This window comes from Kordiimonas pumila (assembly GCF_015240255.1).
GTDB classification, from domain to species: domain Bacteria; phylum Pseudomonadota; class Alphaproteobacteria; order Sphingomonadales; family Kordiimonadaceae; genus Kordiimonas; species Kordiimonas pumila.
Window position 1 is genome coordinate 3,071,037 of sequence record NZ_CP061205.1, and the last position, 13,754, is coordinate 3,084,790.

At 47.6% G+C, this 13,754-nt stretch carries 14 protein-coding genes; 9 read left to right on the forward strand and 5 right to left on the reverse strand.

Annotated features, from left to right (window positions below; genetic code table 11):
- Window positions 1–34 precede the first annotated feature (34 nt).
- Window positions 35–1,693, reverse strand: a complete 1,659-nt coding sequence (locus ICL80_RS13550) for an electron transfer flavoprotein-ubiquinone oxidoreductase (RefSeq protein WP_194213123.1) — start codon at window positions 1,691–1,693, stop codon at window positions 35–37.
- 284 nt (window positions 1,694–1,977) lie between these two features.
- Between ICL80_RS13550 and ICL80_RS13555 the strand changes: the two genes are divergently transcribed.
- The 6 genes from ICL80_RS13555 (at window position 1,978) to ICL80_RS13580 (ending at window position 8,078) form a co-directional block, all read left to right on the forward strand.
- Complete coding sequence (locus ICL80_RS13555) at window positions 1,978–2,835, forward strand: uracil-DNA glycosylase (protein WP_194213125.1); 858 nt, start codon at window positions 1,978–1,980, stop codon at window positions 2,833–2,835.
- The gene (locus ICL80_RS13560) at window positions 2,832–4,616 is read left to right on the forward strand and encodes a lytic transglycosylase domain-containing protein (RefSeq protein ID WP_194213127.1); all 1,785 of its coding nucleotides are present in this window, start codon (window positions 2,832–2,834) and stop codon (window positions 4,614–4,616) included. The genes ICL80_RS13555 and ICL80_RS13560 overlap by 4 nt, the downstream gene beginning before the upstream one ends.
- Before the next feature lie 30 nt (window positions 4,617–4,646).
- Window positions 4,647–5,177, forward strand: coding sequence for a molybdenum cofactor biosynthesis protein B (gene moaB, locus ICL80_RS13565; RefSeq protein WP_194213129.1), 531 nt, complete (start codon window positions 4,647–4,649; stop codon window positions 5,175–5,177).
- Window positions 5,178–5,343: 166 nt separating this feature from the next.
- Window positions 5,344–6,849, forward strand: a complete 1,506-nt coding sequence (locus ICL80_RS13570; RefSeq protein ID WP_228073544.1) for an alanine/glycine:cation symporter family protein — start codon at window positions 5,344–5,346, stop codon at window positions 6,847–6,849.
- An 18-nt stretch (window positions 6,850–6,867) separates the two neighbouring features.
- Window positions 6,868–7,350: a nuclear transport factor 2 family protein gene (locus ICL80_RS13575; protein WP_194213131.1), complete on the forward strand. Its 483-nt coding sequence runs from the start codon at window positions 6,868–6,870 to the stop codon at window positions 7,348–7,350.
- An 86-nt stretch (window positions 7,351–7,436) separates the two neighbouring features.
- A complete protein-coding gene (locus tag ICL80_RS13580; RefSeq protein ID WP_194213132.1) occupies window positions 7,437–8,078 on the forward strand; it encodes a PAS domain-containing protein in 642 nt (213 codons plus the stop codon).
- Between the two features lie 8 nt (window positions 8,079–8,086).
- Here ICL80_RS13580 and ICL80_RS13585 read toward each other — a convergent pair whose 3' ends face one another.
- Window positions 8,087–8,902, reverse strand: a complete 816-nt coding sequence (locus ICL80_RS13585; RefSeq protein WP_194213134.1) for an SDR family oxidoreductase — start codon at window positions 8,900–8,902, stop codon at window positions 8,087–8,089.
- 107 nt (window positions 8,903–9,009) lie between these two features.
- Between ICL80_RS13585 and ICL80_RS13590 the strand changes: the two genes are divergently transcribed.
- On the forward strand, window positions 9,010–9,816 hold the full coding sequence (locus ICL80_RS13590; RefSeq protein ID WP_194213136.1) for a hypothetical protein: 807 nt from the start codon (window positions 9,010–9,012) through the stop codon (window positions 9,814–9,816).
- A 7-nt stretch (window positions 9,817–9,823) separates the two neighbouring features.
- Here ICL80_RS13590 and ICL80_RS13595 read toward each other — a convergent pair whose 3' ends face one another.
- Both ICL80_RS13595 and ICL80_RS13600 read right to left on the reverse strand, forming a co-directional pair.
- A complete protein-coding gene (locus ICL80_RS13595) occupies window positions 9,824–10,624 on the reverse strand; it encodes an enoyl-CoA hydratase/isomerase family protein (protein ID WP_194213138.1) in 801 nt (266 codons plus the stop codon).
- Between the two features lie 17 nt (window positions 10,625–10,641).
- Window positions 10,642–11,334, reverse strand: a complete 693-nt coding sequence (locus ICL80_RS13600) for an SOS response-associated peptidase (protein WP_194213140.1) — start codon at window positions 11,332–11,334, stop codon at window positions 10,642–10,644.
- 65 nt (window positions 11,335–11,399) lie between these two features.
- Between ICL80_RS13600 and ICL80_RS13605 the strand changes: the two genes are divergently transcribed.
- Window positions 11,400–11,846: an NUDIX hydrolase gene (locus ICL80_RS13605; RefSeq protein WP_194213142.1), complete on the forward strand. Its 447-nt coding sequence runs from the start codon at window positions 11,400–11,402 to the stop codon at window positions 11,844–11,846.
- Window positions 11,847–11,848: 2 nt separating this feature from the next.
- The gene (locus ICL80_RS13610) at window positions 11,849–12,076 is read left to right on the forward strand and encodes a DUF2842 domain-containing protein (RefSeq protein ID WP_194213144.1); all 228 of its coding nucleotides are present in this window, start codon (window positions 11,849–11,851) and stop codon (window positions 12,074–12,076) included.
- Between the two features lie 49 nt (window positions 12,077–12,125).
- On the opposite strand, the gene ICL80_RS13615 is transcribed toward ICL80_RS13610, so the two are convergent.
- Complete coding sequence (locus ICL80_RS13615) at window positions 12,126–13,751, reverse strand: long-chain fatty acid--CoA ligase (protein WP_228073546.1); 1,626 nt, start codon at window positions 13,749–13,751, stop codon at window positions 12,126–12,128.
- Window positions 13,752–13,754: the final 3 nt, after the last annotated feature.

Below are 13,754 nucleotides of genomic sequence, written 5' to 3' on the forward strand. Positions count from 1 at the left end.
GAGGTTACACCTTTAATACCTAACAGAATATACTTTACATATTCGGATAGTTTGGTCCACCCCCACCTTCAGGCACAACCCAGTTAATATTCTGCATGTAATCTTTAATGTCGCAGGTTTTACAGTGCACACAGTTTTGCGCATTGATCTGCAGGCGTTTCTCGTCTGGATTATCCCCAACAAACTCGTAAACACCGGCCGGGCAAAAACGCTGCTCAGGCCCGGCATAGTCTTTAAGGTTTACTGTCACAGGAATCATTTCATCGGCAAGTTTCAGGTGAACCGGCTGGTCTTCCTCGTGGTTGGTGTTAGACAGAAAAACAGATGACAGTTTGTCGAATGTAAGTTTTCCGTCCGGTTTTGGGTAATCAATCGGTTTCGCTGTTTTAGCTTTTGCCAGCGCTTTATGATCCTTGTGAACATGCTTGAATGTCCACGGGAACAAAAAGCCAAGGCCAATATTATTAAGCCACATATCGAGGCCCGAATACACAGTACCCAGCGTAATACCAAACTTTGACAAAGATGGCCGTGCATTCCGAACACGGTGCAGGTCTTTGTATATCCAGCTATTTTTAAATGCTGTTTCGTAGCCCGTGAGCTCCACTTCACCCACAGAGCCTGCGGCAACTGCATCAAAAGCAGCTTCCGCCGCCAACATGCCAGATTTCATGGCATTATGGCTGCCTTTAATACGCGGCACATTTACAAACCCTGCCGCGCACCCAATAAGAGCACCGCCGGGGAACGAAAGCTTAGGTACAGATTGCAAGCCGCCTTCATTAATGGCGCGCGCACCGTATGATACGCGCCTGCCACCTTCGAGAATCTCTTTAACCGCAGGGTGCATTTTAAAGCGCTGCATTTCATCAAACGGTGAAAGGTATGGATTTTCATAATCAAGGCCGACAACAAAACCGATCGCAACCTGATTATTTTCCTGATGGTAGATAAAGCCGCCGCCCACAGTGTCTGTCAGGGGCCAGCCCTGTGTATGGATAACCCGGCCCGGCACATGTTTTGCCGGATCAATATCCCACAGTTCCTTGATACCAATACCATATGTCTGGTGGTCTGTGTCTGCGCGCAGGTTAAATTCTTTTTCAAGCTGCTTGGAGAGAGAGCCACGGCAGCCTTCCGCAAACAACGTATATTTAGCATGCAGTTCCATGCCAGGCATATGGCTTGCCTTAGGTTCGCCGTCACGGCCAATACCCATGTCACCTGTTGCAACACCTTTTACGCGGCCATCCTCATGGAACAAAACCTCAGCGCCTGCAAAACCCGGGTAAACTTCTACACCAAGCGCTTCTGCCTGTTCCCCAAGCCAACGACACAGGTTCCCAAGCGAAAGTGTATACATGCCTTTGTTCGACATAAGCGGCGGCAGTAAAAAATGCGGAAAATCAATTTTGCCTTTTTCAGACAGTATCCAGTGATGGTTATCTGTAACAGGCGTATTGAGAGGTGCACCTTTTTCTTTCCAGTCAGGTAGCAGTTCGTTCAGGGCGATCGGGTCAACAACGGCACCAGAGAGAATATGCGCCCCAACTTCAGAGCCTTTCTCAATAACGCAAACTGTTAATTCCTGATCTTTTTCCTGAGCCAGTTGCATTAAGCGAATTGCTGCTGATAACCCCGCCGGGCCACCACCAACAATCACTACATCAAATTCCATGGATTCACGTTCCATCTGCCACTCCTTCACTCGTCCTGAAGCCCATATCGCCATGGGGCTTATGCACCAAATTCGTCCTTAGGCCTAAACGTAACTTTGGTCGACTATCATTTTTTTCAAGTCTTATGCCTGCCCTTAAAGAAAAGGTCAAATAGTTGAAAAAAACAAAGGCTTTTATGGTTACCTAAAGTAGGAGTTACTATAAATTATCAAAACAGTCTCTGATACTCTTAAAATTTTCACTGCAAAATAATATCTTCCCGCCTATATTGGGGCGAAACTGAAAGCAGGTAATTTTCATGAACCAAGGCATGGCAGAAAATCACGACCCCAAAGCTCTTCTTGAATGGTATATTGCCATGGGGGTTGATGAAGTTATTGCCGATACTCCAGTGGACAGGTTCACGGAACCTAAGAATCAAAACACACCTTCTGCCATAACACAGCCTGCCTCAGCCTCACATGCTGCAAGGCCGGTTACCCGCACGCCCTTGCCTGATGCCGCCCAAATACCAACACCTATTGCAGCAAGGCCAACACAGCCTACAAGCGGGGCCGGGGCAGAAGCTGCCTTGAAAGTTGCTACAGCATGCACGTCTATCGCTGAGCTTAAAGAAGCACTTGAAGCTTTTGATGGTGGGCTTTTGAAACGCTCGGCCAAAAACACTGTCTTTGCAGACGGCGCGCCAGACAGCCCCTTAATGGTGATAGGTGACACGCCCGGCAGTGAAGAAGATATATCCGGCACCCCTTTTGTGGGGCCTGCGGGTATCCTCCTTGATAAAATGCTGGCTGCTATTGATATGGGGCGCGGGCGCGGTGCCTATCTCACAAACCTTTGCCCGTGGCGACCGCTTGGGAATGCTGTGCCTGACGCAAAAACCATTGAGATGCTATTACCCTTTACGAAGCGCCACATTGAACTGGCTGCCCCAAAGGTAATTATGCTGCTTGGTGGGTTGCCGATGAAAGCCCTGTTCGATACATCTGACGGTATTTCAAGGCAGCGCGGCAAATGGAAAGAACTGACAATTGCTGACCATAATTTTGCTGCAATAGCTACATATCATCCTGACTTCCTGCTAAGCCAGCCTTTGCAAAAGGCTGCTGCATGGCACGACCTGCTATTAATTAAGGAAAAATTGACCCAGTTATGAGTATGATAAGCATCTCCGCGATCTTTAGAAATAACTGGTTCAGTGCTTTTGCGCTTTGCACATGCCTTTTTGCTGTCTCTGAACAGGCTTATAGCGCCCCCCAGACTAGTTCTGTTATTCCAGAGATACTGACGGCCGCCGATATTGAACGCTATCAGGAAATATTCGCTCTTCAGGAACAGGCCCAGTGGCAAACAGCCGACAAGCTGATTAAAAAACTGAAAAACCCGATTCTACTAGGGCATGTGGAATTTCAGCGCTACATGCACCCAACAGGCTACCGCAGTAAATTTAATGAACTATCTAAATGGCTCAGCCAGTATGCAGACCACCCAGACGCATGGCGGCTGTACCGGCTGGCGCGCAAAAGGCAAGGCAAAGCAGCAACGCCCCAGCGCCCCATTGACACACGCTACCCCGGCGTAACCGGGCAAGCAGGCACACCCAAACCGCCGCTGCCGCCACGCAATATTCATGAACGCCGTTCTATCACCACTTTTGCAGCCAACGTACGTAAATATGTCCGTAAAGGCGAACCCGAATGGGCAGAAAAACGCTACTGGGCCATGGAGCGCCGGGATCTGTTGGTGCCACACGAAAAAGCCAACGCGCTGGAGCGTATCGCCGCTAGCTATTACTATAAAGGTAATGACGAGAAAGCGATTATTCTAGCAAGCCTTGCGGCTGACCTTGCTCGCGAAAGTGAGCCCGAAAGCGACTGGATTGCAGGCCTTGCACTGTGGCGAACTGGTGACATTGAAGGGGCCTATAAACATTTCAAACTCTTGAGCGATGCCGAACAAGCAAGTGACTGGCTCTTGGCTGCTGGTAATTTCTGGGCCAGTCGGTCTGCCCTCAGGTTTGGCGACTATGACGATTCTATAAGCTACCTAAAACGTGCCAGCACCTACCATGAAACCTTTTACGGGCTGCTGGCTGGCCGCCAACTTGGTATTATTCCCGATATTGACTGGTCAGTACCTGAGCTAACAAAAGCCTATATGCAAACGCTGCTGGCTTACCCTGCCACCAAACGGGCGCTAGCCCTTGCTGAAATAGGCCGAAATGACATGGCCGATGAAGAACTACGGCTGTTATGGGGCCGTGAAGGCACGGATGTGCAATCAGAGCTTCTGGCTCTGTCTGCCGCCCTTAATCTTCCAGCACTGCAAACCCGGCTTGGCCGCGCTGGTGGCACGGGTGAAACCCCCACTACAGCGACCCGCTACCCCTTGCCTGACTGGGAACCTGCTGGCGGCTTTAATCTTGATAAAGCCCTGATATTTGCCATGGTTAAAAAAGAAAGTGATTTCCGCATACAAGCCAAAAGCCGGGTTGGGGCTGGTGGCCTTATGCAGGTAATGCCCTCAACAGCCCATTTTATAACCAAAAAAGGCTCGCTGTTGCGGCGTAACAGTAAACGCCTGTACGAGCCTGAATTCAACATGGCACTAGGGCAGCGCTATATTGAATACCTTATGGAAATGGACTATGTAGAAGGCAACCTGTTTATGACCCTTGCGGCCTATAATGGTGGCCCCGGTAGCCTGATGTCCTGGCGCAGAGAAGTAGATTACGGTGCAGACCCCTTACTCTTCATTGAATCGATCGGTTTCTATGAAACCCGTAATTATATTGAACGTGTTATGGCAAACCTCTGGCTCTACCGCATGCGAATGGGGCAAGACACACCAAGCCTTGATGCCATAGCAGCAGGTGCATGGCCTATTTTAGAGCGCCTTGACACAGAAGTGCCAGAAAGCCCCGACGAAGCACGCTAAAGCTATTTAGTAAATTAAAGGACTGATACCGTGGCTAAAATTGATGAAACCCGCACCTTTATTGCCGTAAACATTGCTATTATGACGGTGTCTGACACCAGGACAGAGGCTGACGACACATCAGGCGACACCTTAGCAGACCGCGTTCATAAAGCAGGTCATACTATAGCTGCCAGAGCGATTGTAAAAGATGACAAGCCCTCTATCACCGCACAGCTACAAGCATGGATGGCCGATAAAAACATTGATGTTGTCATTTCAACAGGTGGCACCGGCATCACCGGCCGCGATGTAACACCAGAATGCTTTGAAGCACTTTATACAAAAGCCATACCGGGTTTTGGCGAACTCTTCAGAATGCTTTCGTATGATACGATCGGCACCAGTACAATTCAGAGCCGTGCAACAGGCGGCATTGCCGGTACTACACTGTTGTTTGCCCTGCCCGGCTCCACCGGTGCCGTAAAAGACGGCTGGGACAAAATCCTTTCCACCCAACTCGACAACCGCTACCGCCCTTGTAATTTTGTTGAACTAATGTCCCGCTTCGGTGAAGTGTAAATCTGAAATATTTTTTTGATACTTGTAGAAATAAAACCTCTGTAAGCGCCAAATATAGTAGCAATCAGGCCAAAAAACGAAATAATCAGACTTTATGCTTTTAATTGGAATGCCTGCTGATTAGTCTCCCGTACAACAAAAAACAAAGAACCACAGGGAGTTTGGTGTGTCTTCATTTAAACGATTAGTAGCAAGCTTGGGAATTTGGGCACTATTTGCTATGCCTGCTCTGGCCGATGAAGGGCTGGAAAGCCGGGGTGGATTTGTTGATTTTATCGTTGCTGTGATTAATGGATTTGGCAACTTTGTATTTAGCAAGATCAACCTGTTCGGCGTCCATATAGAATGGATTGTTGCCTTCCTTGCCCTCCCTATGATCCTGCTGACCGTCTATTTCAAGTTCATTAACCTCACTAGCTTCAAGCGCGCTTTAAACATTGTTAGAGGCCGCTATAATGATGATACAGCCCCCGGTGAAGTAACGCAGTTTCAAGCCCTTTCCACAGCTCTGTCTGGCACCGTTGGCCTTGGTAACATTGCAGGTGTTGCCGTTGCCATTAGCATTGGCGGGCCGGGTGCCACTTTCTGGATGATCCTGATTGGCTTTTGCGCCATGTCGCTTAAATTTGCCGAGTGTACACTCGGTGTAAAATACCGGATTATTCATCCAGATGGCACTGTATCTGGTGGCCCTATGTACTATCTGGAGCAGGGCCTGAAAAATAAAGGCATGGGGAAACTCGGCAAAATACTTGCCTGGTCCTATGCTATTATTGCCATCCCAACCATGGCGCAGATAGCGCAGGTAAACCAGTCCTATGAAGCCGTTGCTGCCGTTACAGGTTTTGATAGCGACTTTTCAAAATGGTCCTTCGGCCTTGTTGTTACCTTCCTGACTGTCATTGTTATTTTTGGTGGCCTTAAGTCTATTGCAAAAGTAACCGCCCGCCTTGTTCCTGCGATGGCAGCCATCTATATCGGTGCGGCTCTGGTTATCATTCTTGGCCACTTTAGCCATATTCCAGATGCTTTCATCACTATTTTCTCAAATGCCTTTACCTCAGACGCAGGCATGGGCGGTGTCGTTGGCTCGCTCGTGATCGCCATGCAGCGCGCGGTATATTCTACAGAAGCGGGGATTGGCTCTGCCACTATCGCGCACTCAGCCGCCAAAACACATGAGCCCGTTTCAGAAGGTATGGTTGCCCTTATGGAACCTTTCATCGATACAGTGATTGTCTGTACCATGACCGCACTGGTTATTGTTATTACTGGCACCTATACGGCAAGTGAAGGCGCGACCGGCATATCAATGACCGCCGCTGCTTTTGGTTCTGTTATTAGCTGGTTCCCATGGGTTCTTGCCCTTGCTGCGTTCCTGTTTGCCTATTCAACCATTATTAGCTGGTCCTATTATTCCAGCCGGTCATGGGAATTTCTTTTTGGCGGTTCAAAACGGTCTATGACAATCTTTAAGGTTGTGTTCTGCTTGTTCCTTATACCCGGCCCCCTCCTCACTGTAGGGGAAGTGTATCTGGTAATGGATAGCCTGTTCTTCATGCTTGCAGTTCCCAACATCATCGGAATTTATATTATGGCTCCAGAGATTAAACGCGATTTGAAAAGCTATCTTTCCCGTTTGAAATCTGGTGAAATAAAAATGGTGAAATAAACTTTTGGAGGGGCACAGATGCTACGACAACTATTTTGGGGGTTCTTTATAATCTGTGCCCTGTTTACAAAGCCTGCACTTGCAACCGGCAAAGAAAGCATTGACCAAACCCTTGATGCTTTCCACCACGCTGCTGCTGAGGCAGACTGGGATGCATATTTCGCCCTAACTTCCGATGACCTTATATTCCTTGGAACAGATGCTTCTGAACGGTGGGATAAAGCCGTATTTCGTGCCTACGCTGAAAAATCAACCGGATGGGTTTATTACCCAAAAGAGAGACATATTAACCTAACCCCAGACGGTAACAGCGCGTGGTTCGATGAAATTCTGGAAAGTGTTAATTATGGCACCAGTCGGGGTACAGGCATACTGATTCGCACAAATAACGGCTGGAAAATTTCTCAGTATCATCTCACGTTTCCCATACCAAACGAGCTGGCGGCAGGAATCACACAGCAGATTCAAACATTTGAAGCCCGGCAAAAAACAGGCCAATAATAGGTCAAGCCTCTTGTCTTGTATGATCAAAAAAAGTAGCTCATGCTACCGTCTCAATTCATACTTGGTAATGACAGGGGACGGCCATGTCTGTTACGGGTGTTTTTAAACAATTACTGGAATATTGGGAACAACTGCCGCGTGAAAACGGTCAGTATCTGCCTACTTTACATGCGGTCAACCCCGGTATCATGCACGATATCCTGCCAAAGCTGGCTCTCCTGAAAAGGCTGGACAAATATAATGTCCTTATTTCCATGATGGGGTCGCAGGCCGATACCCAGTGGCAGGGTTCCATGATCGGCGTTAATGCCTTTGATCTCACCTCTCCCGGCTTAAAGGAAAATGCCGCCAGCTTTTATAGCGCCGTACTAGATCAGCCCAGTGCCGCAGTTGTTAGAAAAGCTAATATTCTGAAAAAAAATATCCAAACATCAATCGCCTCGCTTTATTTACCTCTCGCTGACAAAGAAGGCAGCCCCAGCTATATTGTTGGCTGTAGTGTCTATGAAAACACCCAGCTTCAAAACCGCGATAATGACCGGCTTATACTTGATCGCCACAACATTAGCGGCGTGCAGTTTATTGATCTTGGCCACGGCCTGCCTAACTGGCGCTTCACGCCGCCGCCACAGCCCAAATCACCCATGTCTGTTACATCCCATAAATGGTGGGACAGGCTGCTCCCGGTCAGGCGGCCAATAAAAGACACACGGCTTGATGCCTAACCAGTTTATTAGCTCTCCGTTACGGTGGGTGCTAAGTTACCCGTAATTTTAAAAAGCAGGTTTGGGAAAAAGCGTTTAACCCACAAACCTTGCATTTCCTTGCCAGTACCAACGGCAATTTCTTTTTTACCGCGCTTAAAGCCTTTCATAATTGCTTCAGCACAGGCTGTAACATCCATACCGCCACTGATATTTTTATCCATTTTGCCAAATTTTTCACCGTCCCCTTTCAGCGCATTTTCAGAAATGGCTGTTCGAATAAAGCCGGGGGTTATGGTTGTTACATGAATGCCTTGTCTATTTACCTCGGACCGTAAAGCATCGAAGAACCCCATCACAGCATGCTTTGCGGCACAGTAGCCCGTACGCTCTGCAACGCCTATTTTACCCGCAACCGATGCTGTCACGGCTATATGCCCTGCCCCTTGCTCAAGCATATGGGGTAAAACCTGTTTTGTAAGGGCTATCTGCCCAAACACATCCACCTCAAACAAACGGCGATACGTTGCCATATCTGTATCAACACACAGTGAGCGCTGTGATATGCCCGCATTATTAAAAAGCATGTCGATACGGCCTTTAAAACTGTGTGCTGCGGTGGTAATATCAGCAAACACTGCCTCGTCAGTTATATCGAAGGGCAATAGTTTAATATTGCTTTCAGAAACGCCGAATCTGGCACACTGTGCCGACACATGTGCCAGTACGTCCTCGCGGCGGGCAGACAAAATAAGAACCGCACCTGCTTTAGCCATTTCATAAGCAACAGCTTCACCAATCCCTGATGAAGCCCCGGTTATCCAAACAACCTTATTTTCAAACATGCTTAATTCCTTAATAATATCACCTCAATAGAGGATCAGACGAAAAGGCGCTTGATCTTCCAGCAGTATCAGGCCATTTTGCCGCAACATCAACAGACAGGTTTATAATGCCCACAATTACTAGCATGCTGCGATACTCACTGCATATTGCCAACATCCGGCTGGAACTGTTGCTCATGCTATCTATCTTATCCGGTATTATCGCCAGTGTTGTCTATAAACCGGCCACCCGCATTCTGGAAACGGCTCTCGCCACATTAGGAGCATCCACAAATGAGGAAAACGGCGTTCACTCTTTTACAACTGCCCTTATAGAAAACAGCGGCCAATTAGTTATTGGTTATATTGGTTTACTTGTTGCCACATCTTGCCTACTGCCCTTTTGGGCCCGCGTTTGTGCATCACCAGACCTAACACCTGCGAGTGGTTCATTCAGTGAAAATATTACCCGATCTGCTAAAGCCTGCCTCTATATGCTGCAGGCAACAATATTAACCGCTGTTGCGGCATCTATTGGTGGTACCTTTATCGTAACAGGTGTTTCTTTTCTTGGGGCTGCAGGCAGTATTATTATTTTATTTGGTGCACTTGCCATTCTTTGGCTAAGCCTGCTTTTAACCAGCATTGCCCATATTGTCATATGTGCAGTATCAATCGACAAGCCCCTATCCTTTGCGGCAGGCTGGTATCAGATAAAGCTTTTTATTCGGCAGGGCATTGGCTCTCTTGCAATTATCTGGCTTTCCATTTCGGTTGTGAATTTACTGCTCAGCAATCTCGTCGCAATATATCTGCCTGAAGAAACTAGGCTAACCGTTTCCCTTATTCTGAACGGTGCCGGTATGTTTCTGGTTTCTGCTTTGCACATTGGCGGGCTTTACAGCCTGCCCGGTGTTTCTGAAACAAACACATAATTCCGGTTCAGCCATTCCATTTGAAATCAGCAGGCCTCTTTTCAAGAAAAGCTTTAATGCCTTCCACAGCATCCTCCTGAAGCTGGCACTCTCTAAAAATAGCTGCTGTTTCGGCACAGTCATCAACCTGACCATCAAGCACACGCTGGACATTTTTTTTCATATGCCGAATGGAATACTGCGAAACACGGGCAAGTTCAGACGCAAACTCTAGTACCGCAGCGTTATAGCAAGTGCTGGGGATAAGCTGGTCGATCAAACCAATAGACAAGGCTTCTTCAGCATCCAGAATTCGCCCCGTGAATAATAGCGACTTTGCTTTCGATGACCCGACCAGATCTATAAGTTGCTTGGTATCATTAAGGGGATAAACAATACCCAGTTTTGCTGGTGTAATACCCAGCCGTGCGGTGTCGCTGGCAAACCTAAAATCGCAGTGAATGGCAATGCCGCACCCACCGCCAACACAGGCACCTTGAATACAGGCAATGGTTGGCTTCTCAGCCCGCGCCAGACTGCGCTGCGCTTCCCGTATTGCTAGCCTGTTGCTTTCTTGCCTGTCCGGATTTGTTGCAGCTACCTGCAGCTCTTCAATATCAGCGCCTGCCGCAAAAACTGTGTCTGAAGCGGAGACAACCAATATAACCCTAACATGTGGATCTGCATCAAGGGCCTTAACCGCCTCTGGTATTGCCCGCCACATCGCTTCCTTTAAAGCATTGCGCTTGGCAGCACGGTTTAAAACCAGCTTGCCAATGCTGCCTTCTTTATCGATGTAAACTAGCGATGTTTTGTCGTGAATATCCATAGAGCTGCACTAACCATTTAAAAAAGAGTTGTTTGGCGATCATCTTCTGCTGGCTGCAAACAGCCCGCACCTTCATAATGAACACTATTAACCTTTAGGCTCACCTTCTGCCACTCAAAAGCATGCTCGAGTACCCAATCAAAACTATCAAGAAACCCACGGGGCAGAGGATCGTGTGGCTCTAGCCAGCGGTTATAAGCACCTTTAGCCACCACAAGCGGCCGTCGGTGGTGCAAGCTTTTCATAGAACCAGATGTTGGTGCCGTTAAAATTGCCATTGTCTCGAGCCAAAATTCACCTGCCGGGCCATGCCAAACAGTCCATATGCCCGCAAACGCTGCAACTTCACCATTTGTGGGTTTTATCCAGTAAGGCCGCCGAATACCATGCTCAAGCTTCCACTCATACCAGCCATTCATAGGCACCAAACAGCGTCTGCGTTTGATAGACGATCGAAAGGATGGCTTTTCGATAACTGTTTCAATGCGTGCATTAATAAGGGGTTTGTCCCCTTTTTCTTTTTTCCATTCAGGCACCAGCCCCCATTCTACGGCTGCTAGCTCCTTCGTGCCCTGTTCCCCTTGCCTGATAACAAGAACAGGTTGCCGGGGAGCAATATTATAGCGGGGCGGGATCGCATGCAGAACATCCAAATCAAACATGCTACGCAGCATATCTATGGGTGAGGTCAGAATATAGCGTCCACACATATAGCTTGCTCTTTGTTAATACGGCCTACAATAATACAAGAACAAAAGGAAATGACACGCCCCCTATGCTAGATACAAGAAAAAACCCTATTCGGCCGATTGTTGGTGTTGGTGCTGTCGTTTTTAAAGACCGCGAAGTTTTACTAATTCAGCGTGGAAAACCGCCCCTCATCGGTAGCTGGAGCATTCCGGGCGGTGCTCAAGAACTCGGCGAAACACTTGAAGAGGCTGTTATAAGAGAAATATTTGAAGAGACAGGTATAACGGCAAAAGTTGATAGCTTTTTAGACGTGGTTGATCTAATCCATCATGCAAAGGATGGCACCGTAGACTATCATTATAGCTTGATAGACTATAGTGCTTCTTATATCTCAGGAAAAGTAACAGCTGGCGATGATGCCGCTGAAGCACGTTTCTTTCCATTAGAAGAAGCGCTGGATCTACCCTTGTGGGGTGAAACAAAACGTATAATACAAAAAGCTGCTACATTACGCGGCCTATATAAGGAATAATAATGGACCCCAGACCCCAACGCCCATCATCTCGCAGCTTTTTTGGCATGCTTGCCATGATCTTTGGCTTGGGTGGCTATATTTTTCTGGCAGCTTTCATTGGTGAATTTTTCATTACATGGCCAATTTTACTGCAATCCGTTTATTATTTGATTGCAGGTCTGATCTGGACCTATGTGGCCGTAAAACTGCTACGCTGGATGGCAGCAGGGTACAAAAACAAAGAATAACAAAACCAAGACTTAGGGCTACTGGCACCAGCAGCCCTAACCCCATTATTTATGCCAAAGGTAATTTATAGTCTTTAAACTGCTCTCGCAGTGTTAGTTTTGATATTTTACCAGTCGCGGTGTGCGGTAATTCAGTTACAAGAACAGTTGCATCAGGAAGCCACCATTTAGCAACTTTGTCAGACAAAAATTCTGTCATTTCCTCATGCGTTACTGATTTACCAGCCTCTGGCACAATAATCAAAAGCGGCCTCTCATCCCATTTAGGATGAAACACACCAATAACCGCTGCTTCCAAAACATTCGGATGTGCAACAGCTGCATTCTCCAGATCAATCGAGCTGATCCATTCGCCGCCTGACTTAATAACATCCTTGGAACGGTCAGTAATCTGCATGTAACCATATTCGTCGATCAGGGCAACATCACCGGTATCAAACCAGTTATCAGCTTCGAGAGCACTTGTTTCACTTTTGAAGTAACTATCAATCACCCATGGGCCACGAACCATTAACCTGCCCGATGTTTTCCCGTCCCGTGGCAGCTTGTTGCCTTCTTCATCCTGAATGCTCATTTCAACGCCCATAACCGAACGCCCTTGCTTACACTGAACATCCAGCTTTTGCTCTGGAGTAAGCCCCTGTACTGCTGCATTTTCGCTACCCAAGCTACCAAGTGGGCTGGTTTCAGTCATACCCCAAGCATGGTTAACGCGTACACCGTAACGTTCCTGAAAGGCTGCAATCATACTGCGCGGTGCCGCAGATCCACCAATAGTAACCGTTTCCATCTTGCCGCAGTCTTTACCTGTTGCAGTAAGGTATTTCAGCATGCCCATCCAAATTGTAGGAACTGCTGCTGTTGTTGTAATACCTTCCCGTATCATTAACATGTGCAATGTCTCAGGGTCATGGTGCGGCCCATTCAAGACAAGTTTGGCACCCGCCGCCGTTGCGGAATAAGGAATACCCCACGCGTTAGCATGGAACATTGGCACAACAGGAAGAATAACGCTTAATGCCGTAATCCCCAGTGTATCACCCGAAAGTGCTAACAGTGTATGAAGGAAATTCGAACGATGTGAATACAGCACCCCTTTTGGGTTACCGGTCGTGCCTGATGTATAACACAGTGAACAAGCTGTATTTTCGTCAAAAACTGGCCATTCATAAGTGCCACCCTCTGCTGCCAGCAGCTCCTCGTAACACAGGGCATTGGGCAAGCTTGTATCTGGCATATGATCACGGCCAACAAGAATAATATATTGCTTAACCGTCGTTAGGTGCTCTGCGATCTTCTCGATCAGTGGGACAAAAGTAATGTCCAGCATCAGAACCTTATCTTCTGCATGGTTTAAAATATAAACCAATTGCTCAGGAAAAAGCCGAGGGTTAACTGTATGGGTAACGGCCCCCATGCCAGAAGCACCATACCATATCTCCATATGGCGATGTGTATTCCATGCAAGTGTTGCAACCCGATCACCCAGAGTTACACCAAGTCGCCCTAGCGCCTGTGCGCACTTTTTGGAGCGATCAGATAGACCCGCGTAATTATAACGAAATTCGCCGCCCTCAGGCAGCATTGAAAAAACTTCACGTGATGGATGGTTAATAGCCGCATGGTCTAAAAATTTTGACACAAGAAGTGGCCAGTTCTGCATTTGCCCAAACACTTG